Below are 19,706 nucleotides of genomic sequence, written 5' to 3' on the forward strand. Positions count from 1 at the left end.
CGCCCCCTTCTCATGTCGTCAGGCCCAGAGCTGCCCTTCAAGACGCTCTTCGGCTTCCTCCAGGGTGCCCTCGTAGGCGCCCGTGGACAGGTACTTCCAGCCGCCGTCGGCCACCACGAAGACGACGTCGGCGCGCTCGCCCTCCTTGACCGCCTTCCTGGCCACGCCCAGCGCGGCGTGGAGCGCGGCGCCGGTCGAGACCCCGGCGAAGATGCCCTCGGCGGCCAGCAGCTCGCGGGTGCGCCGCAGCGCGTCGGCCGAGCCGACGGAGAAGCGGGTGGTCAGCACGGACTCGTCGTAGAGCTCCGGGATGAAGCCCTCGTCGACGTTGCGCAGGCCGTAGACCAGCTCGCCGTAGCGCGGCTCGGCGGCCACGATCTGCACGCCGGGCACCCGCTCGCGCAGGAACCGGCCGACGCCCATCAGCGTGCCCGTCGTGCCGAGCCCGGCCACGAAGTGGGTGATCGTGGGCAGGTCGGCCAGGATCTCCGGGCCGGTGGTCTCGTAGTGGGAACGCCAGTTGGCCGGGTTCCCGTACTGGTAGAGCATCACCCAGGACGGGTTCTCCGTGGCCAGGCCCTTGGCCACGCGCACGGCCTCGTTGGAGCCGCCCGCGGCGGGCGAGGAGATGATCTCCGCGCCCCACATGCGCAGGAGCTGGCGGCGCTCCTCGGAGGTGTTCTCCGGCATCACGCAGATCAGCTTGTAGCCCTTGAGCCTGGCCGACATCGCCAGCGAGATGCCGGTGTTGCCGCTGGTGGGCTCAAGGATCGTGCAGCCGGGCGTGAGCAGCCCGTCCTTCTCGGCCTGCTCGATCATCCACAGCGCCGGCCGGTCCTTGATCGACCCGGTCGGGTTGCGGTCTTCGAGCTTGGCCCAGACGCGCACCTCGGGCGAGGGCGACAGTCGCGGCAGCCCGACGAGCGGCGTGCGCCCGACCGAGTCGATCAGCGAGTCGAACCGCATGTCACCCGCCGGCGACGGCGGGCAGCACGGTCACGGTGTCGCCGTCGGACACCGGGGTGCCGAGGCCGCCGAGGAAGCGCACGTCCTCGTCGTTGAGGTAGACGTTGACGAAGCGGCGCAGGCTGCCCTGGTCGATCAGGCGGTCCTTGATGCCGGGGTGGCGGGACTCAAGGTTGCTGATCAGCTCGTCGAGGGTGTCGCCCTCGGCGTCGACGGCCTTGGCGCCGTCGGTGTAGTTACGCAGGATGGTGGGAATGCGAACCTCGATGGCCATCGCGGTCATTCTCCTCTTATCTGGTCGTCGTCCCATCGGCGGCAACACCGATGGCTGGGTACGGATTCCAGATCAGCGACAGTCGTAGACGACGACGGCCGGAGTGTGCGCGAAGAGGTAGCTCTGCACCGGCCGGACCATCATGGGAGGAATCTTACCTCTTCCTCCTCGATCACTCCGTCGAGGATCCGGTAGGAGCGGAACTCGACCTCGTTCTCGTCCCTGGTCGAGACCAGGACGTAGTGGGCCTGCGGCTCGGAGGCGTAGGACACGTCGGTGCGCGACGGGTACGCCTCGGTGGCGGTGTGGGAGTGGTAGATCACGACGGGCTCCTCGTCGCGGTCGTCCATCTCGCGCCAGACGCGCAGCTGCTCCATGGAGTCGAACCGGTAGAACGTGGGCGAACGCTCGGCGTTCTCCATCGGGACGAACCGCTCGGGGACGCCGTTGCTACCCGCGATCACACCGCACGCCTCGTCGGGATGGTCGGCCCGCGCGTGCGCGACGATCTTGTCCACCAGTTCCTGCGAGATCGTGAGCATGCCCCGGAAGCTACCAGAGGGCCCGGACCAGGCTGTCTTGGAGGTAGGTCAGCCAGTCGTAGGTGACGTAGGCCGGGTAGCGGGGGTCGTCCTCGGACATCACGGCGATCTCGTCGTGGATCTCCTCGGTCACGTCGAGCTTGGTGCCGAGCGTCAGGCGGACGTCGTTGAGCGAGCGCAGCCACGCCTGGGCCTGCTCGGGCGTCAGGTCGGCGCGGCCCGAACGCGCGGTGTCCAGGACGGTCTGGGCGTCGGCGCGCTTGCCGTCGCGCAACGTGGCCTCGGTGTAGCGGCGGAACTCCGAGGCATCCTTCTCGTCCTCGTACGCCGAGGGGAACAGCCGGGCCAGCACCGGATCGGTCGGCGCCTGGGCCGCCCCGATGCCGAGCGCCCGCTCCAGCGGATCGTCGCTCGTCTCGCCCGGCGACACCAGGCCGAGCAGCATCGAGACGAGCGAGCGCAGCAGCGAGACCTCCGCCGCCTCGAACTGCGCGATGACCGAACCGTTCCGCCCGGCCGAGAACCCCGAACTCACCGCCGCCGCCTCACTTGACCGAATCCGGCTGGACCGTCGCCCACAGACCGTAGGAGTGAAGAATCTGCACATCGCGTTCCATCTCTTCGCGCGTGCCACTGGACACGACCGCCTTGCCCTTGTGGTGGACGTCCAGCATCAGTTTCTCCGCCTTCTCCTTGGTGTAGCCGAAGACGGTTTGGAAGACATAGGTCACGTAGGACATGAGGTTGACCGGGTCGTTCCAGACGATGGTCACCCATGGCAGATCGGGCCGGACGTCCGATGACGGACGCTCGACGGTGATTGGAGCGGTGCTACCCACATCCCCGAGTCTGCCCTATCTGGGTCGTAGTCTTCGAGTCGTGAGAATGACCATGAGCACTGCGTTGCTCACAGATCACTATGAGCTGACGATGCTCCAGGCGGCGCTGCGCAGCGGCGCCGCGCACCGGCGCGCGGTCTTCGAGGTGTTCGCCCGGCACCTGCCGGGCGGGCGCCGGTACGGGGTCGTGGCCGGCACCGGACGCGTCCTGGACGAGCTCGAACGCTTCCGTTTCGGTGACGAAGAACTCACCTTTCTCCGCGAGCAGGAGGTGGTCGACGAATCGACCCTGGCGTTTCTCGCCGATTACCGGTTTTCCGGGAACGTGTACGGCTACCGCGAGGGCGACCTCTACTTCCCCGCCTCCCCGATCATGATCGTCGAGGGCACCTTCGCCGAGGCCGTGCTGCTGGAGACGCTGACGCTGTCGATACTCAACCACGACTGCGCCATCGCCTCGGCCGCCTCCCGCATGACCAACGCCGCCGGCAAGCGCCCGCTCATCGAGATGGGCTCGCGCCGCACGCACGAGCACGCCGCCGTCGCCGCCGCCCGCGCCGCCTACATCGCCGGGTTCGCCTCCACCTCCAACCTCATGGCCGGCCACCTGTACGGGGTCCCCACCGCGGGCACGGCCGCGCACGCGTTCACCCTGCTGCACGACTCCGAGCGCGACGCGTTCGAGGCCCAGATCGCCACCCTCGGCGTGGGCACGACGCTGCTGGTGGACACGTACGACGTGGAGCAGGCGGTGCGCACGGCGGTCGAGCTGGCCGGGAGCAAGCTGGGCGCGGTCCGCATCGACTCCGGCGACCTGGCCGCCGCCGCGCAGGAGGTGCGCGAGCTGCTCGACTCGCTCGGCGCCTTCGACACCCGCATCGTGGTCACCTCCGACCTCGACGAGTACGCCATCGCCGCGCTCGCCGCCGCCCCCGTGGACGGCTACGGCGTGGGCACCTCCCTGGTGACCGGGTCCGGCGCCCCCACGGCGGCCCTGGTGTACAAGCTGGTGGCGCGGGAGACGGGGGCGGGCCGGCTGGAGGCCGTGGCCAAGCGCTCGGTCGGCAAGCCGTCGCGCGGCGGGCGCAAGGAGGCGTACCGGCTGCTCGACCCCGGCGGCCACGTCGAGACCGAGCTGATCACCACCGGCGGCATCGTCCCCGAGGGCGGCATCCCCCTGCTGCACGAGCTGGTGCGCGACGGCGAGGTCGTCGGCCGGGAGCCCCTGTCCGCCGCCCGCGACCGCCACGCCGAGGCCGTCGCACTGCTCCCCCAGGAGGCGCTGCACCTCGGCAGGGGGTACGCGGCGATCCCCACGGAGTTCGCCTGACGTATCGTGCTCTTATGGGCACCGCGTTGATCATCGTCGATGTGCAGAACGACTTCTGCGAGGGTGGCAGCCTGGCCGTGGCAGGCGGCTCCGAAGTGGCCGCCGCGATCACCCACCACCTCGGCGAGCACGGTTACGACCACGTCGTGGCCACCCGCGACCACCACGTCGAGCCCGGCAGCCACTTCTCCGACACCCCCGACTACGTCACGACCTGGCCCGCCCACTGCGTGGCCGGCACCCCCGGCGCCGACTTCCATCCCTCCTTCGACGTGTCGGAGGTGGAGGAGGTCTTCAGCAAGGGCTCCTACGCGGCGGCCTACAGCGGCTTCGAGGGCGTCTCGGGCGACGGCGCGCCGCTGGCCGACTGGCTGCGCGAGCACGGGGTGACCGAGGTCGACGTGGTGGGCATCGCCACCGACCACTGCGTCCGGGCCACCGCGCTCGACGCGGTGGCCAACGGGCTGGCCGTGCGCGTGCTGCTCGACCTCACCGCGGGCGTCTCCTCGGCGACCACGCAGTCGGCCATGGCCCAGATGGAGGCCGCGGGCGTGACGCTGACGGGCGCCCCCGTGGAGGGCTGACCGCCCCGCCCGACCGGCGGGGTTTCGCCGCGCCCGCGCTGATCACGGACGGTACACAGTGCGCAACCCTGCGGTCATGTGATATCCAAGGATGACCTAACCCCTCCGCAGTCGAAGTAGTACGTAGAGTCATATCTCTTCATCCTGTGCGAGGTTCCTCATGCTTGCCATCTCCCTGGGCGCGGCCTGGCTGCTCCTCGCCCCTCTCGCCCTCTGGGTGCTCGTCAAGGGCCGTCCCGGGGCGCGGGTGGGGGCGGTCGTGACACTGGCGCTGCTGGAGGTCGCGACGGTCGCGATGAGCGATGTGCCCTCCGGCCACGGGCCCGCGGTCGTGGCCCACGACATGCCGCCGGGGCCGGCGCTGCCCGCGTGCGACGAGCGCACCCCGATCCCCCAGTGGGCCAAGGTCGGCCGGCAGCTCGTGCTGTCGTGGTCGGCCGCGCCGCACGAGTGCGCGACGGCCAAGGTGATCGCCCGTCCCGAGGGCCGCCGGTTGCTGGTGTGGGTGCACGAGGGCCCGCTGAGCGGCGACCATCAGGGCGTCCGCACCCTTCCCGTCCGCGTCAAGGACGGCCGGGCCGCGCTGACCGTCCCGCTCCCGGCCCAGGAGCGCTACATCCCGGTGGACGGCCGCTCCGGAAAGAGGATCCCGGCCCCCGCGCACCTCTAAAGGGTCGCGACGGCCAGCCGCAGGGCGTCGTCGAACCTGGTGAACACCTCGAACGCGTGCCGCAACCCGGTGATCGACAACACCCGCGCCGTCACCCCGTGCACCCCCGCGAGCAGCAGCCGGGTGCCCCGCGACTCGCACCGCTGCATGACCTCGACGAGCTCGTTCATGCCCATCGAGTCGCAGAAGGCGACCTCGTCGAGATCCAGGATCAGGAACGGCTTGGCGGGAAGCTCCCAGACGCGCAGCATGTGCTCGCGCAGGATCGGGACCGCGTAGACGTCGAGCTCCCCTTCGAGCCGGATGACGACGGCGTTTCGGGAGAGGCCGGAAGTGACGGTGAGCGTCGACTTGCCAAGGGCCTCAGACGACATGGGCAAGATCCTTCTGGTATCCCGAGACAGCCAAGAAGGTTGTTGCCGCTCCGGCCGGCCTTCTAACGGAAGGTCACTGCTCTGTGTCCAAATACGCAGGGTCCCCGCCGACCCCTCCGCCGGTTCGCGGTGAACCGGCGGAGGGGGCTCGGCTAGCGTCGCTGGGTGGCCCAGCGGCGGATGGCGTCGATGCGTTCCTGGATCTGCTCGGACGTGGCCTGCGCGATCGGCGGGCCGCCGCACGTGCGGCGCAGCTCGGCGTGGATGACCCCGTGGGGCTGGCCCGTGCGGTGGTTCCAGGCGCCCACCAGGCCGTTGAGCTCGCGCCGCAGCTCGGCGATCTGCTCATGGGGGGCCAGGGTCTCCTTGGGCTGCTCGGCCGGGCTCTGCCTGCGCTTGGCGGCCTGCTGGTCGGACTGGCGCTTGCGCAGCAGGGTGGCCACCTGGTCGGGCTCGAGCAGGCCGGGCAGGCCGAGGAAGTCCTCCTCCTCGGCCGAGCCGATCTCCGCGCCGGTGCCGAACTCGCCGCCGTCGAAGAGCACGCGGTCGAAGGTGGCCGAGGTCTCCATCGTCTCGAACGGCAGCTCGTCGCCCAGGACGTCGGGGTTGTCCTTCTGCCGGTTGGCCTGCTCCAGCAGGCTGTCGTCGAGGCCGTCCTCCGGGGGCTTCCTGTTGAGCACGTGGTCGCGCTCGACCTCCATCTCGTTGGCCAGCCCCATGAGGGTGGGCACCGAGGGGAGGAAGACCGAGGCCGTCTCGCCGCGCTTGCGGGCGCGGACGAAGCGGCCCACGGCCTGGGCGAAGAAGAGCGGGGTCGAGGTCGAGGTGGCGTAGACGCCCACGCACAGGCGCGGGATGTCGACGCCCTCGGACACCATGCGGACGGCCACCAGCCAGCGGTCTTCGGAGGTGGCGAACTGCTTGATCTTCTTGGACGCCCCCGGGTCGTCGGACAGGACGACCGCCGCGCCCTCGCCGGTGATGTTGCGCAGGTGGCGGGAGTAGGCCCGGGCGGTCTCGTGGTCGGTGGCGATCACCAGGCCGCCCGCGTCGGGCACCCCCCGGCGGACCTCGGTAAGGCGGCGGTCGGCGGCCTGCATGACCTGGCGGATCCAGTCGCCCTTGGGGTCGAGCGCGGCCCGCCACGCCTGGGAGAGCTGGTCCTTGGTGAGCGGGGTGCCGAGCGTCGCGGCGATCTCGTCGCCCGCGCGGGTGCGCCACTTCATCTCGCCGGAGTAGGCCAGGAAGATCACCGGACGCACGACGCCGTCGTCGAGCGCCGGGCCGTAGCCGTAGGAGAAGTCGGAGACGCTGCGCTTGACGCCCTCGGCGTCCTCCTCGTAGCCCACGAACGGGATCGGGTTGTCGTCGGACCTGAACGGCGTGCCGGTGAGCTGGAGCCGGCGGGTGGCGGGCTCGAACGCCTCGCGCACGCCGTCGCCCCACGACTTGGCGTCGCCCGCGTGGTGGATCTCGTCGAAGATGACCAGCGTCTTGCGGGCCTCGGTGCGCGCCCGGTGGAGCGCGGGGTGCATCGCGACCTGCGCGTAGGTCACCGCCACCCCGGTGTAGTCGCGCGAGGTCGTGCCCTGGCTGTTCTTGAACTCCGGGTCGATGCCGATGCCGACCCGGGCGGCGGCGTCGGCCCACTGGCGCTTGAGGTGCTCGGTGGGCGTGACGACGGTGACGGCCCTGATCACCCCGTTGGCCAGCAGCTCGCTGGCGATGCGCAGGGCGTAGGTCGTCTTGCCCGCGCCGGGGGTGGCCACGGTGAGGAAGTCACGCGGCTCGCGCCTGAAGTACAGGTCGAACGCCTGCTGCTGCCAGGCGCGCAACTTGGGCGCGGTGCCCCACGCGGCGCGGTCTGGATAGGAAGGCGAAAGGTGGGACGCGGCGAAGGTGCTCACCGCATCACCTCTGGGGTTCGTGTGCTTCGCTCTCTCACAGTGACCCAAGAGTAATCGGGCTCACCGACAAGACGTGCCGTGCACCGAGGATTCTGGCCAAGGTCTTCCCTACGTGCTATGTGGCTTATCTGAAGCTCGTCATCACCGCTTCGAGCGCCTGTCTGCCGGTGGTCGCCTCGGGCTGGAGCAGCCCGAGGAGCAGCACCGCGCGGCCCGCGCGGGTGAGAAGCATCACGCGCAGGAAGGCGGGCCGGTTGACGACGTCCTGGTACTCGGCACGCAGCGCCCTGGTGTGTCCCTGCGGGATGTCGCGGTCGTCGACGACCGTGACCTTGTCGCCCTTGAGCAGCAGCCTGGAGTACAGCTCGGCGGCCTCCCCCGCGGCCTTCTTGGCGTTGGGCACGGGCTCGGGGACCCGCATGGCCATGACCAGCGCGCCGTTGCCGTCCCTGGCGACCGACGTGAAGCCGGTGACCGGCGGGATCGTCCCGGCGCTCCAGCCGGGCGGCAGCCGCAGCGACACGCCCGCCACGGCGTCGCTCAGCCGTGCGGACTCCGGCGGCGGCGCGGTGAGCCGGGACGCCACCGCGCTCACCCCCGCGACCAGCCCGGCCGCCGCCACCAGGGCGACCAGGACGCCGGCCACGCGCCGTCCGCGCCTCGGGGGCTCCTCCAGCGGTCCGGGGTCGGCCGGGGTGCCGTAGAGCCGCGCCGAGGGGGGCAGCGGCTCGGAGGAGGACGGCGGCCCGGGCGGGACGGTCCTGCGGATCGGGTTCCACGCCGTCTCCCGCTCGTACGGGTCGCGCCCCCGGCGCGGCGGCCAGGGAGCCTCCTCCTCGTCCCCGTCGGAGTCGTCCGGAGGGTCCGCGTCCCGGGGAGGAGTGCGGCGATGCCGAGGCCCGGAAGCGGGGGGCCAGACCCGGTGATCATCCTCCATGACACCTCCTCGTCCCGTTGTCCTATCACTCCTCGGGACGAAGATCTGGCGATCCGTGATCGCTGTGGCGGGAGGGGCAGAATCACACGATCAGCGCGTACGGGCGGCCAGGAAGGTGGCGGCGAGCCCGATGAGCGCCATCAGGACCGAGATCACCACGAACCCGGTGGCGATCTGCCCGGGTCCGTGCCCGATGAAGTTGATCACCGCGCCGCCCAGGCCGACGGTGAGCGCGGAGCCCAGCATGTCGGTGACCGACAGCGCCGCGGAGTTGGCGCCCTGCTCGCTGACCGGCGACTGCCTGAGCGCGGTGACGCTGACCGTGGTCATGCCGAGGCCCATGCCGAACCCGGCCGCGATCCAGGCCGGCACCGCGATCCACCCGCTCACCGCGGGCAGCGCCGCGAACAGCGCGATCACGATCCCGGCCGTGACGCACACCGCCCCGAGCCTGATCCGCCGGTGCGGCTCGGCGGTCCGCCTGCTCTGCAGGAACGAGCCCGCCGACCAGCCGAGCGCGCCCGTGGTCAGCGCGATCCCGGCGGCCCTGGCGTCGAAGAGCTTGACCGACGTCAGCAGCAGCGGGATGAAGGAGTTCACGCCGAAGAAGGCCGCCGAGAAGAACCCGCGCATCAGCACAGTCGTGGGCAGCCCGCGCCGGAGCCGCAGCGCGCCCGGCGGCAGCAGCCGGTGAAGGCCGTAGACCAGGAAGCCCAGCCCGCCGAGCGTGGCGACCGTGCCGACCACCGGCTGCTTGTGCAGCTCGTCCACACCCCACAGCAGCACGCCCGCGCCGCCGGCGGCGGAGGTGGCGGCCAGCGTCATCGCCAGCGGCTGCGAACGGGGCCCGCGCGGCCCCTGCTCGTCCTGCTCGGGCGAGGCCATCCGGAGCGCGGGGACGAGCATCACCAGCGCGGGCACCACCAGCGGGATGATCCCGTAGAAGACGTAGCGCCAGCCCCACTGCTCCGCGACGGCCCCCGCCACGGCGGGCCCGACCATCGAGGGCACGACCCAGGCGGCCGACAGCGCCGCGAAGACCTTGGGCCGCACGACCGCCGGGTAGACCCGGGCGATCATCACGTACAGCGCCACGATCGAGGAACCGGCCCCCAGCCCCTGGACGCCCCGCGCCACCAGGAACAGCTCCTTGGCGTCGGCCGCGCCGGCCAGCGCCATCCCGGCGACGAACAGCACCACCCCGACGAGGAACGGCAGCGGGTAGCCGCGACGGTCCGACCAGAGCCCGGCGACCACGTTGGCGAACAGGCTGGCGATGAGGAAGGCGGAGAAGCTGATGCCGTAGAGGTTGAGGGCGTCGAGGTCCTGGGAGACCTGCGGCATCACGACGCCGACCGACATCCCCTCGAAGGCGATCAGGGTGACCACGAGGACGATCCCCAAGGTGGCCGTGCGGTACTCGGGTCCGAGGATCCGGGGTGAGATGTCGGGAGCGTCGATCGCCTTCGGTGCTGTCACCTACACATCGTAATTGCCCCCAAACTACGCATCCGCGCTGCGTCGGTAGGCTGCCCACATCTCGTGCATGCGGTCGGCCTGGCCCTGGGTGAACTCCGACATGCACCGGTCATGGGCGTAGTCCATGTAGTTGTGCATCGGGTCGGGGCCGTTTTGGGGGCAGGTGTCCTTGCCCTCGGGGCAGCCTTCGGTGGCGCGGGCCTCGGGGGCGGTGTCGGCGATGCCGTCGCCCGGCTCGTCGCAGCCGTTCTCGAAGGTGTGGAACAGGCCGAGCCAGTGGCCGATCTCGTGGACGCCGGTGAAGCCCTTGTCGTAGTTGGTCATCGCGCCGCCGGGCAGGCTGCGCCAGTCGATCACGACGCCGTCGAGGGCGGGGGCGCCGGCGTACCAGTAGGGGTAGCTGGCGAAGCCCAGCATGAGCTCGCTGAGCTGGGCGATGTAGAGGTTGAGCGTCTGGGCGCCGCCCTGGTGCAGGCGGGTCTTCATGGCCTTCTCGACGCCGACCGGGTCGGCGAACCAGCCGGCGTGCTCCTTGACGGAGACGGACTCCAGTTTGAAGCGCACGCCGGTGTCGACGCCACCGTTGCGGCCGGCGTACGCGGCGTTGAGCACGTCGATCTGGGTCCTGACCACCTGCTCGGAGATCTTGCGCCGGCCGTCGGTGAGGACGATCACCCGGGTGGGCACGGTGATGCGCGTGGGCACGGTCACCCCACGCAGCCGGGTCTTCAGCTCGGCCGTGACCTTGGCGACGTCTTCGGGGAGCGGCGAGCGCGGGCCCGTGCCGCCCGGCACGCCGGGGGCCAGGCGCGCGGCCGACGGGATGCAGACGGACGTCGGCGCGGCGCCGAGCGGGGGCGGCGGGGCGAGCCCGGCCGCGAGCAGGCATGCCAACGAGACGGCGGTCGCGCGCCGGGCCATGCAATCCCCCCGTGACGGTATGGGCTGGTCAGATTACCGACCGTAGCCTCACCCGAGGGGATTGGGCTTCAGCAACACTCACTGCTTCTTGTCGTCGCCGTCACCGCCGCCGGACGGAAGACCTTCGTAGATCTCCTTGCACTCCGGGCAGACCGGGTATTTCTTCGGGTCCCGGCTGGGCACCCAGATCTTGCCGCACAGAGCGCGGATGGGCGTGCCCGTCACCATGCTCTCAGTGATCTTGTGCTTGTCCGCGTAGTGGGCGAAGCGCTCGTGGTCGCCGTCACCGTGAGAGGTGCGCGGAATGGTCTCCTGCTCGGGGAGGATCTTCGTGCTCACCCCATCGAGTTTATGCCCGCCGGCGACCGGTCCCGCGCTTCGGACCGGCGTGGCAGCGCGGCGAGCCCGGGGAGCCAGCCGAGCGCGATTCCCCAGATCAGCCCCGCGGCCAGGCCGCCGCCGAGATAGCCGAGGTAGGCGCCGATCCCGGCCTGCGCGACCGTGGCTAGCAGGGCGGCGCGCAGCAGGTTCACCGCGACCGCGGCGACCAGGAACCTGGCCCAGGTGCGCCGGAAACCGCCGCGCGTGGAGGCCACCGCGCCGACCAGGGCCAGCGCCAGGACCGTGTCGGCGATCGTGAGCAGCCACGTCGTCTCGCCCAGGGGGACGACGCGCAGCCCCGGCAGCGCGTACGGGGCCCCGATCGCGGACGGCACGGCCAGGTAGCCGACCCTCGTGACCAGGACCGCGCCGAACAGACCGAACCCCAGGACGATCAAGAAGGCGACGATCGCCGGCAGGCTATTGCGAACAAGGCTCATGTTCGGCAGGCTAGCCGCGTCCATGATTCTGATGGAAGACCCTATTTCCCGGCATCCGCGGAGATCAGATGAAGCGTGCCAGGTTGCTCGCGACGGCAGCCGTGCTCGTCCTGCTGGCCGGAGGCGCCGTCGCCGCCGCGACCAGGGACGCTCCCCCGTCCACGCCCCGCTACGTCACCGACGACCGGGGACGGGCGCTGATCCTGCACGGGTTCAACACGGCGGGCAGCGCCAAGGGCGCCCCGGACGCGCTGCCGGAGCTGACCCCGGACGACATCGACCGCGAGTACCGGGACATGGGCACGAACTTCGTGCGTTTCCTCATCCAATGGCGGGCCGTGGAGCCCTCCCCCGGCACCTATGACACGAAATATCTGAACAAGGTGGCTGAGCGGGTGCGGTGGTACTCCGACCGCGGCTACCACGTCATGCTCGACATGCACCAGGACCTGTGGGGCAGCGGCATCACCCCCACCGGCGTCGCCGGCAACGGCGCGCCCGGCTGGGCCACCCACACCGACGGCCTGCCGGTGGCCACCGAGCACTTCACCTGGGAGATGTACTACCTGGAGCCCGGCGTCATCCGGGCCTTCGACCACTTCTGGAACACCACCGGCGAGTATCCCGAGCTGTTGGACCACTACGCCAAGGCGTGGGCGGCGGTCGCGGCCCGCTTCAAAGACGTGCCGGGCGTCCTCGGGTACGACCTGATGAACGAGCCGTGGGGCGGCTCGGTCCAGGGCGCGGCTTTTGAGAGCGGCCCCCTGGCCATCCTCTACCGCAAGACCATCGCCCGGATCAGGGAGGTCGACCCCGACGGCTGGATCTTCCTGGAGCCGCAGGCCGTGGGCGTCAACTGGGGTCTGCCGTCGGCGCTGCCGTACTTCGAGGACCCGCGTGGCGGCCCGGCGCGCATCGCCTTCGCCCCGCACGTCTACCCGCTGCCCCTTGACCTCGGCGACGACTACACCGCCGGCTCCAAGGAGTGGACCGACCGCACGCTGGGCTGGTGGCGCGACAACATCGCGCGGACGGCCGACCGTATGCGGGCGCCGGTCCTGCTGGGCGAGTTCGGGCTGGACATGACCAGGCCCGGCGCGTCCGAGCTGGTGCGGAAGGTCCAGGGAGTGAGCGACCAGGTGGGCACGGGCATGGCGTACTGGTCGCGGGACGCCGACGCGTGGGGGCCGTACGACGTGAAGGGGAAGGCCACTCCGCTGCCGGGCGCGTACGTCAGGGCGTACCCGAGGGCGATCGGCGGCGTCCCGGTCGGCGTCACGTACGGCGAGAACCGCCTCCAGGTGGTCTTCGACGCCAACGAGACCGGCCCCACCGAGATCTACCTGCCCGAGCGCGGCTTCCCGGACGGCGCCGACGTGGACGGCGGCACGGCCGTCTGGAACGCCGCCAGGCGCGTCCTGACGGTCACCACCAAGACGTCGGGCCGCGTCACCCTCACCGTCACCCCCAAATAGCGGAACGGCCCCCGCCACGGTGGCGGGGGCCGTTCCGGCGGGAAGCGGTCAGCCCATGTGGACCGGCGCGCCCTCGCTCTTGCGGCCGGCCTTGACGAACAGCGTCAGCAGGGCCGTCAGCACCGCGACACCGGTGCTGACCAGGAAGGCGAGGTGCATGCCGTCCATGAACGAGTTGTGCACGGCGTCCGTGACCACCTGTGGCAGCCCCTGAGGGGCGGAGCCGAACGCGGCGGCCTTCTCCAGCAGCGTGAGCTGCCCCGGCGGGATCGCCTGCGCCGCCGGGCCGAGGTAGCCGGGCAGCGTGTCGGCGATCTCGCCGGCCATCACGGCGCCCAGGATCGCGGTGCCGAGCGCGCCGCCGACCTGCATGGCCGACTGCTGGAGGCCACCCGCGACACCGCTCAGCTCGACCGGCGCGTTGCCCACGATGATCTCGGTCGCGCCGACGAACACCGGCGAGAGGCCGAAGGCCAGCAGCACGAACGGCAGGCCGCTCTCGATGAACGAGGCGTCGATGCTGAGACGCGACATGAGGAACATCGAGCACGCGGTGATCAGCAGACCGGCGGCCATCGTGATCTTCGGCCCGAGCTTGCCGATCGCCATGCCGGCCAGGGGCGAGGCCACGATCATGCCCGCGCTCATCGGCAACATCCGCATACCGGCCTCAAGCGGGGTCAGGCCGTGCACACCCTGGAAGAAGAAGCCCAGGAAGAACATCGCGCCGAACATCGCGAACGCGACCATCATCATCAGCAGGGTGCCGATCGAGATCGAGGCGTTCCTGAACAGCGACAGCGGCACCAGCGGCTGCCTGGCCCTGCTCTGCCAGAAGATGAACAGGCCGATGAGCACCACGAACGCGCCGATGAAGGTCAGCGTCGTCGAGTCGCCCCAGCCCCACTCGGGGGCCTTGATGATCGTCCAGACCAGCGAGAACATCGCGCCGGACAGCAGCAGCACGCCGAGCCAGTCGATCCTGGCGAAGGTCTGGACGCGGTTCTCCTTGATCAGGAGGATGCCCATGATCAGCGCCACGATGCCCACCGGGGCGTTGATGAAGAAGACCGACTCCCAGCTCACCTTCTCCACCAGCACGCCGCCCACGATCGGGCCGGCGGCGCTGGACAGGCCGATGATGGCCCCCCAGGCCCCCATCGCCTGGTTCAGCTTCTCACCGGGGAAGGCGCCACGCAGCAGGGCCAGGGCGGCCGGCTGGAGCAGGGCGCCGAAGAGGCCCTGCAGCACCCGCAGGCCGATCAGCGCGCCGACCGGCGAAAGGCCGGGAACGATGTCGGCCAGCTCCTGGCTGAGACCGATGCCCACCGAGGACAGAGCGAAGCCGGTCACACCGATCAGGAAGACGCGCTTGTGCCCGAACAGGTCACCGAGCTTGCCCGCGGTGATCAGGAACACGGCCAGCGCGAGCAGGTAGCCGCTGGTCACCCACTGCAGGTCGGACAGCGACGCCTTCAAATCCGTCTGGATGACGGGGTTGGCGATGCCCACCACCGTGCCGTCCAGCATCACCATGATGACGCCGAGGCTCACCGCCAGCAGCACCAGCCACGGGTTTCCGCCACCTGTCCCCGTCTTACCGAGGCCGGGCGACGACGGTTCGACGACCGCCTTCGCGTTAGCCATAAGGTCCCCCTCAGTTACATACCGCCTCAACAAGCGGCATAGGTCTCGTAAGCCTCAGGTAGGGTATGTCAGGCCGTGACTTATGACAAACGATTTTAAAAAGACGCCGCATGACTTCTGGCACACTGTGACAGAAAGGTGGCGAAGGGGTGTCCGCAGTGGGTCTACGGGAACGCAAGAAGGAGAAGACGCGCCTCGCGCTCCTCGACGCGGCGCTCGACCTGTTCCTCGAACAAGGATACGAGTCCACCACGATCGACCAGATAGCGGGGGCGGTCGAAGTCTCTCCTCGTACCTTCTTCCGCTACTTCACCAGCAAGGACCATCTCGTTCTGTGGTTCCACGACCACGGCGAGGAGATCCTGCTGGAGGCCTTCGCCGGTCGTCCGGCGGACGAGCCCCCGTTCACGTCGCTCATGCACGGCCTGCGGGCCATGGTGGACGACATGCAGGGGTCAACGCCGGAGGACACCGAGAGGTTCCTGAAGCTGCGGCAACTTTTCGATAAATATCCGCACCTGGTGGGCCAGTCCGTGGCCCGGGGCGCCGAGACCGAAGTCCGCCTGGCCGAGGCCGTCGCCGCCCGCAGGGGCGTCGCCCCCGAGGACGATCAGCTGACCTACCTGATCGTGGCGTTCGCGATGTCCACCATGCGCATCGGCTTCGAGTGCCCCCGCAGGGAGACCACCATGCCGGAGATCGTCACGCGCATCTCCGAGGCGGTCGCGCTGGCCGAGGCGTCGCTGCGGCCGGGCTGGGACACCCGCCCGTCGGCCTAGTTCATCGTGGGGTCGTCGGGGCAGGTCGCCACGAAGGCCAGCTCGCCCGGCTGACGCCGCAAGACGTGCCGCCAGAGCGAGCCGGGGTCGCCGTGGAAGGTGTCGCCGGCCTCGGAGTCGACGACGTACCAGGCGCCTTCGGCGATCTCGCTCTCCAACTGGCCCGAGGTCCAGCCGGCGTATCCGGCGAAGATCCGCATCTGCGCGATCTCGTCCTGGAGGATCTCCGGAGGCGCGTCGAGGTCGACCGTGCCCAGCCGCGAGACGGCCGGGGTGCCCGCGTGGAGCCGGCGCCAGCCGAGCGGCTCCTCACCGCTCGGGACCGCCGCCAGGGCGAGGGCGCTGTCGGTCTGCACGGGACCGCCCTCGAACAGCACCGGCGGCCCCGTCACCAGCGGATCCCAGACCGGGAGCACCTGGGTGACCGAGATGTCGCTCGGCCGGTTGAGCACCACGCCGAGAGTGCCGCCGTCGTGGTCGTGTTCGAGGATCAGCACGACGCTACGCCGGAAGTTGGGGTCGTCAAGAAGCGGCGTCGCCACCAACAAACCGCCGACGTAGATCGCTTCCGCCATACCTCCATCATGAAGGGTGTGACGGGCTTTCCGCTCCCCCGGCTCGGCCATGTTACTTTGTGTGCGCGTATGGGCACGATGTGTAGCAAAGATCACTCTTGCGGAGGGCTCGGGAGGAGCACATGCGCATCGGTACACGCCTCGTCCTGGCCGCCCTTCCCGTGGGCGCGGTCCTGCTGCTGCCGTCGTCCGCCGAGGCGTGGCCGCTGCCCGACCGGGGCGACCCGTTCACGATGACGACCGACAAGCTCGCGTGCGGGTCGGGGTCCGTACGGGTCACGCTGCGCAACCAGACCCCCCAGCTCGCCCGGTTCGACCTGCGGGCGGACGCGACCAGCGTGGCGACGGGCTCGATCCCGGCCCGCAAGCAGGTGGTCAGGACGGTCAGGATCAGCCGGGGCACCACCCGCGAGATCGAGGCCTACTCCGTCACCGACACCCACCCCGACACGCTCATCGACTCCACCCGGGTGCGCAACGACTGCGCCTGGGGACGGGGGCACAGCCGCCGCCTGCCGTACACCGGGCCGCCCTCCGACCTGCTGGGCAAGCTGGCCACGGGCGGCGGGCTCGTGGTGATGGGCGGGATCATGTGGTGGTACGGCTCCGTCTGGCCGCGTTCGGTCCCCGACGGCCCCCGGTGACCCCGCCCGTGTCGTTTCAGGCGTCCCGTGGAACGAACGCGCCCGCCCGCGCCGCCGCCAGTGTGCGCAGCGCCGCGTCCCTGGCGACCCCCTGGTCCACCGGCTCCTTGGTGACCAGCAGGCGGTAGTAGAGCGGCGCGGAGATCGCCCGGATCACCTCCATCCCGTCAGTGCCCTCGGGCAGTTCCCCCCGCTTCACCGCGAGGTCGACGACCTTGGCCCACTCCTCGATGCGCCGCAGGTAGAACGCCCGCAACGCCTGGACGGCCTGCGCGTCGGAGGTGCCCGCCGCGATCACCGCCTGGAACGTGGCCCCGAGCCGGTGGTCGTTGACCGCGCCCACGACGGCCATGGCGTTGGCCAGCAGGTCGCCCTCGACGGATCCCGTGTCGGCGTGCGGTGACGACTGCTCGGCCAGCTCGATCATCAGGTCCGTGACCAGCCCGGCCCTGCTCCCCCAGCGCCGGTAGACCGTGGTCTTGCCCACGCCGGCCCTGGCCGCCACCTGATCCATGGTCAGCCCATGGAAGCCGTGCTCGACCAGCTCGTCCTGAGTGGCCTCCAGCACGGCCGCGCGCACGCGCGCGGTGCGGCCCCCCGGCCGCACAGTTCCCGCCAAACGGGATTCTTGTTCCATTAACACTCCTTTCGTGCTACCGTCATGACGCATCTTAACGGAACACATGTCCCATTAGGGAGTTGACATGACCGTACTCGCCGACCGGCCCCGATCCGATCGGATGACGCCCGCACAACGGCTGGTTCTGGTGCTCTTGCTGGGGTCCCAGTTCATGCTCGCCGTGGACTTCTCCATTCTGAACGTGGCACTGCCGGTCATCGGTTCGGGTCTCGGCTTCGCGCTGGCCGACCTGCAGTGGGTGGCGACGGCGTTCGCGCTGGCCGCCGCCGGTTTCACGTTGTTGTTCGGCAGGATCGCCGACCTGTTCGGGCGGCGCCGGCTGTTCCTGATCGGCATGGTGCTGCTCGGGCTCTCCTCGCTCGCCGGCGGCCTGGCGACCTCGCCGGGCGTGCTGCTGGTCGCCCGCGTCGCCCAGGGCCTGGCCACGGCCGTCGTCACGCCCGCCGGGCTCGCGCTGCTGACCACGGCCTTCCCCGGGGGGCCGTTGCGGGCCAGGGCGCTGGGGCTGAACGGCGCGCTGATGTCGGCCGGGTTCACCTCGGGCGCGGTGCTGGGCGGCCTGCTGACCGAGCTGCTGAGCTGGCGGTGGGCGTTCTTCGTCAACGTGCCCGTCGCGCTGGCCGTGGTCGTCGCCGCGCCCGCCGTGCTGAAGGAGAGCCGTCCCGCCGAGCGGCCCAGGATGGACGTGCCCGGCGCGGCGAGCGTGACCGCCGGCCTGCTCGCGCTGGTCTTCGGCCTGACCAGGGCCGGCGAGCGCGGCTTCGCCGACCCCCTCGGCCTCGGCGCGCTCGCGGCCGGCGCCGCCCTGCTCGTCACCTTCTGGTACGTCGAGCGCCGCGCCGCCGCGCCCCTGGTGCCCGTCACGGTCCTGGCCAGGCCCAACGTCACGTGGGGCAACCTGGCCGGCCTGATCGCCTTCGCCACGGAGACGTCCCTCGTCTTCCTCATGACCCTCTACCTGCAGAAGGTGCTCGGCTACTCGGCCTTGGCGACCGGGCTGGCGTTCGGGGTACTGGGGCTCGGCACCGTGCTCGGCGGCGTGGTCGCGCCCCGGGTCCTCGGCCGGCTCGGCACGGGCAGGGCGCTGGCGGCCGGGTTCGGGCTCCAGGCCGTCGCCACGGCCTCGCTGGCCCTGCTCGGCACCGGCCCCGGCTGGATCTGGCTGCTGCTGGCCGCCACGTTCGCGGGCGGGGTCGGGAACATGGTGGCGATCGTCGGGTTCATGGTGACGGCCACGTCCGGGTTGCCGGACTCCGAGCAGGGGCTGGCCACCGGCCTGGCGACGATGACGCAGCAGGTCGGCATCACCATGGGCATCCCGGTCATGAGCGCCGTGGCCACGGCCGCGATGGGCACCGTACTCCAGGGCGTGATCGTGGCGGTGCTCGTCAATGCCGCGCTGACGTTCGCGGGAGCGCTGATTCCGCGAAAGCGTTCGGCAATGTCGAACTGATCTGCGCTATGGTTGCCGCCGTGGGAGAGACGATTCAATCGGTGGAGCGGGCGGCCGCGATCTTGCGGCTGCTCGCCTCCGGCCCCCGCCAGCTCGGCGTGGCCGAGCTGGCCAGGGCGCTGGGCCTGCCCAAGGGCACGCTCCACGGCATCCTGCGCACGCTGGTCCGGGTCGGTTTCGTCGAGCAGGACGCGACGACCGGCAAGTACCGGCTCGGGGCCACGCTGCTCCACCTGGGCAGCAGCTACCTCGACGTCAACGAGCTGCGCACCCGCTCGATCAACTGGGCCGACGCCCTGGCCGGGCGGAGCAGGGAGAGCGCCTGGATCGGCACCCTGCACGAGGGCCACGTGCTGGTGATCCACCACGTGTTCCGCCCCGACGACAGCATGCAGACCCTCCAGGTCGGCACCTACCTGCCGACGCACGCCAGCGCGCTCGGCAAGGTGCTGCTCGCCTACGACCCCTACGGGGAGTCCCTGGCGGCGCCGCCGCTGCCGGCGTACACGGACCGGACGCTGGTCGACGCCGCCAAGCTGGAGGAGGACCTGGAGCAGGTCAGGGCGCGGGGATGGGCTGCCGAGATGGAGGAGCTGACCGAGGGCGAGGTCGCCATCGCGGCTCCCATCAAGGACCCGCGCGGCCTCGTGGTGGGCGCCATCGGCATCCGGGGCGCGGTCGAACGACTGACCGCCGACGGGGCCCTGACCATGGAGTATGTCTCCTACGTCCGCGACGCCGCCCGCGCGATCACCCGAGATCTGGCCAGATGACCGGTTGAACAACACCGGGGCAAACACGTAACATCGCTCACATCGTTCGACAATGTCGAACCCCGACTCCCAAGCG

23 protein-coding genes are annotated in these 19,706 nt (G+C 70.6%); 8 read left to right on the forward strand and 15 right to left on the reverse strand.

The window, feature by feature from the left end; translation table 11 throughout:
• Positions 1 to 18 precede the first annotated feature (18 nt).
• The 5 genes from ACIHAD_RS00610 to clpS all read right to left on the reverse strand — a co-directional run bounded on the left by ACIHAD_RS00610 (position 19) and on the right by clpS (position 2,621).
• A complete protein-coding gene (locus ACIHAD_RS00610; RefSeq protein WP_397352177.1) occupies positions 19 to 966 on the reverse strand; it encodes a PLP-dependent cysteine synthase family protein in 948 nt (315 codons plus the stop codon).
• 1 nt (position 967) lies between these two features.
• Positions 968 to 1,240, reverse strand: coding sequence for a MoaD/ThiS family protein (locus ACIHAD_RS00615; protein WP_397352179.1), 273 nt, complete (start codon positions 1,238 to 1,240; stop codon positions 968 to 970).
• A 140-nt stretch (positions 1,241 to 1,380) separates the two neighbouring features.
• Positions 1,381 to 1,782 (reverse strand): Mov34/MPN/PAD-1 family protein, encoded by a 402-nt coding sequence (locus ACIHAD_RS00620; RefSeq protein ID WP_397352180.1) that lies wholly within the window; start codon positions 1,780 to 1,782, stop codon positions 1,381 to 1,383.
• Positions 1,783 to 1,792: 10 nt separating this feature from the next.
• Positions 1,793 to 2,317: a DUF2017 domain-containing protein gene (locus ACIHAD_RS00625; RefSeq protein WP_397352181.1), complete on the reverse strand. Its 525-nt coding sequence runs from the start codon at positions 2,315 to 2,317 to the stop codon at positions 1,793 to 1,795.
• Positions 2,318 to 2,327: 10 nt separating this feature from the next.
• On the reverse strand, positions 2,328 to 2,621 hold the full coding sequence (gene clpS, locus ACIHAD_RS00630; protein ID WP_397169595.1) for an ATP-dependent Clp protease adapter ClpS: 294 nt from the start codon (positions 2,619 to 2,621) through the stop codon (positions 2,328 to 2,330).
• 46 nt (positions 2,622 to 2,667) lie between these two features.
• Here clpS and ACIHAD_RS00635 point away from each other — a divergent pair, with 46 nt between their 5' ends.
• From ACIHAD_RS00635 to ACIHAD_RS00645, 3 genes are all read left to right on the forward strand, one after another.
• Entirely contained in the window at positions 2,668 to 3,951 is a 1,284-nt protein-coding gene (locus tag ACIHAD_RS00635) for a nicotinate phosphoribosyltransferase (protein WP_397352182.1), read from the forward strand.
• Between the two features lie 14 nt (positions 3,952 to 3,965).
• Positions 3,966 to 4,535, forward strand: coding sequence for a nicotinamidase (locus ACIHAD_RS00640; protein WP_397352183.1), 570 nt, complete (start codon positions 3,966 to 3,968; stop codon positions 4,533 to 4,535).
• A 160-nt stretch (positions 4,536 to 4,695) separates the two neighbouring features.
• The gene (locus tag ACIHAD_RS00645; RefSeq protein WP_397352184.1) at positions 4,696 to 5,205 is read left to right on the forward strand and encodes a hypothetical protein; all 510 of its coding nucleotides are present in this window, start codon (positions 4,696 to 4,698) and stop codon (positions 5,203 to 5,205) included.
• Here the strand turns inward: ACIHAD_RS00645 and ACIHAD_RS00650 are convergent.
• The 7 genes from ACIHAD_RS00650 to ACIHAD_RS00680 all read right to left on the reverse strand — a co-directional run bounded on the left by ACIHAD_RS00650 (position 5,202) and on the right by ACIHAD_RS00680 (position 11,644).
• Positions 5,202 to 5,579 carry an STAS domain-containing protein gene (locus ACIHAD_RS00650; RefSeq protein ID WP_397352185.1) on the reverse strand — a complete coding sequence of 126 codons (378 nt, stop codon included), beginning with the start codon at positions 5,577 to 5,579 and terminating at the stop codon, positions 5,202 to 5,204. The genes ACIHAD_RS00645 and ACIHAD_RS00650 overlap by 4 nt on opposite strands.
• Before the next feature lie 152 nt (positions 5,580 to 5,731).
• Positions 5,732 to 7,486, reverse strand: a complete 1,755-nt coding sequence (locus tag ACIHAD_RS00655; protein WP_397352186.1) for a DEAD/DEAH box helicase — start codon at positions 7,484 to 7,486, stop codon at positions 5,732 to 5,734.
• Positions 7,487 to 7,610: 124 nt separating this feature from the next.
• Complete coding sequence (locus ACIHAD_RS00660; RefSeq protein ID WP_397352187.1) at positions 7,611 to 8,423, reverse strand: hypothetical protein; 813 nt, start codon at positions 8,421 to 8,423, stop codon at positions 7,611 to 7,613.
• 90 nt (positions 8,424 to 8,513) lie between these two features.
• Positions 8,514 to 9,902: an MFS transporter gene (locus ACIHAD_RS00665; RefSeq protein WP_397352188.1), complete on the reverse strand. Its 1,389-nt coding sequence runs from the start codon at positions 9,900 to 9,902 to the stop codon at positions 8,514 to 8,516.
• 24 nt (positions 9,903 to 9,926) lie between these two features.
• The gene (locus ACIHAD_RS00670; protein WP_397352189.1) at positions 9,927 to 10,823 is read right to left on the reverse strand and encodes a zinc metalloprotease; all 897 of its coding nucleotides are present in this window, start codon (positions 10,821 to 10,823) and stop codon (positions 9,927 to 9,929) included.
• Between the two features lie 78 nt (positions 10,824 to 10,901).
• Positions 10,902 to 11,162, reverse strand: coding sequence for a DUF3039 domain-containing protein (locus ACIHAD_RS00675; protein ID WP_397352190.1), 261 nt, complete (start codon positions 11,160 to 11,162; stop codon positions 10,902 to 10,904).
• Positions 11,159 to 11,644: a hypothetical protein gene (locus ACIHAD_RS00680; RefSeq protein WP_397352191.1), complete on the reverse strand. Its 486-nt coding sequence runs from the start codon at positions 11,642 to 11,644 to the stop codon at positions 11,159 to 11,161. The genes ACIHAD_RS00675 and ACIHAD_RS00680 overlap by 4 nt, the downstream gene beginning before the upstream one ends.
• Positions 11,645 to 11,712: 68 nt before the next feature.
• On the opposite strand from ACIHAD_RS00680, the gene ACIHAD_RS00685 reads away from it, so the two are divergent.
• Positions 11,713 to 13,119 (forward strand): cellulase family glycosylhydrolase, encoded by a 1,407-nt coding sequence (locus tag ACIHAD_RS00685; protein WP_397352192.1) that lies wholly within the window; start codon positions 11,713 to 11,715, stop codon positions 13,117 to 13,119.
• Between the two features lie 48 nt (positions 13,120 to 13,167).
• Here the strand turns inward: ACIHAD_RS00685 and ACIHAD_RS00690 are convergent, their stop codons facing one another.
• A complete protein-coding gene (locus tag ACIHAD_RS00690; RefSeq protein ID WP_397352194.1) occupies positions 13,168 to 14,766 on the reverse strand; it encodes an MFS transporter in 1,599 nt (532 codons plus the stop codon).
• 149 nt (positions 14,767 to 14,915) lie between these two features.
• Between ACIHAD_RS00690 and ACIHAD_RS00695 the strand changes: the two genes are divergently transcribed.
• Complete coding sequence (locus ACIHAD_RS00695) at positions 14,916 to 15,545, forward strand: TetR family transcriptional regulator (RefSeq protein WP_397352196.1); 630 nt, start codon at positions 14,916 to 14,918, stop codon at positions 15,543 to 15,545.
• Here the strand turns inward: ACIHAD_RS00695 and ACIHAD_RS00700 are convergent.
• Positions 15,542 to 16,120, reverse strand: coding sequence for a YqgE/AlgH family protein (locus ACIHAD_RS00700; protein ID WP_352350082.1), 579 nt, complete (start codon positions 16,118 to 16,120; stop codon positions 15,542 to 15,544). The genes ACIHAD_RS00695 and ACIHAD_RS00700 overlap by 4 nt on opposite strands.
• Before the next feature lie 122 nt (positions 16,121 to 16,242).
• On the opposite strand from ACIHAD_RS00700, the gene ACIHAD_RS00705 reads away from it, so the two are divergent.
• Complete coding sequence (locus ACIHAD_RS00705; RefSeq protein WP_397352197.1) at positions 16,243 to 16,764, forward strand: hypothetical protein; 522 nt, start codon at positions 16,243 to 16,245, stop codon at positions 16,762 to 16,764.
• 16 nt (positions 16,765 to 16,780) lie between these two features.
• Here ACIHAD_RS00705 and ACIHAD_RS00710 read toward each other — a convergent pair whose 3' ends face one another.
• Positions 16,781 to 17,401, reverse strand: coding sequence for a TetR/AcrR family transcriptional regulator (locus ACIHAD_RS00710; protein ID WP_397352198.1), 621 nt, complete (start codon positions 17,399 to 17,401; stop codon positions 16,781 to 16,783).
• A 67-nt stretch (positions 17,402 to 17,468) separates the two neighbouring features.
• Here ACIHAD_RS00710 and ACIHAD_RS00715 point away from each other — a divergent pair, with 67 nt between their 5' ends.
• Positions 17,469 to 18,857 (forward strand): MFS transporter, encoded by a 1,389-nt coding sequence (locus ACIHAD_RS00715; RefSeq protein ID WP_397352199.1) that lies wholly within the window; start codon positions 17,469 to 17,471, stop codon positions 18,855 to 18,857.
• An 8-nt stretch (positions 18,858 to 18,865) separates the two neighbouring features.
• On the forward strand, positions 18,866 to 19,630 hold the full coding sequence (locus tag ACIHAD_RS00720) for an IclR family transcriptional regulator (protein WP_397352200.1): 765 nt from the start codon (positions 18,866 to 18,868) through the stop codon (positions 19,628 to 19,630).
• Positions 19,631 to 19,706: the final 76 nt, after the last annotated feature.

The sequence above is a fragment of the Nonomuraea sp. NPDC052265 genome (assembly GCF_044547985.1).
Lineage (GTDB): Bacteria > Actinomycetota > Actinomycetes > Streptosporangiales > Streptosporangiaceae > Nonomuraea.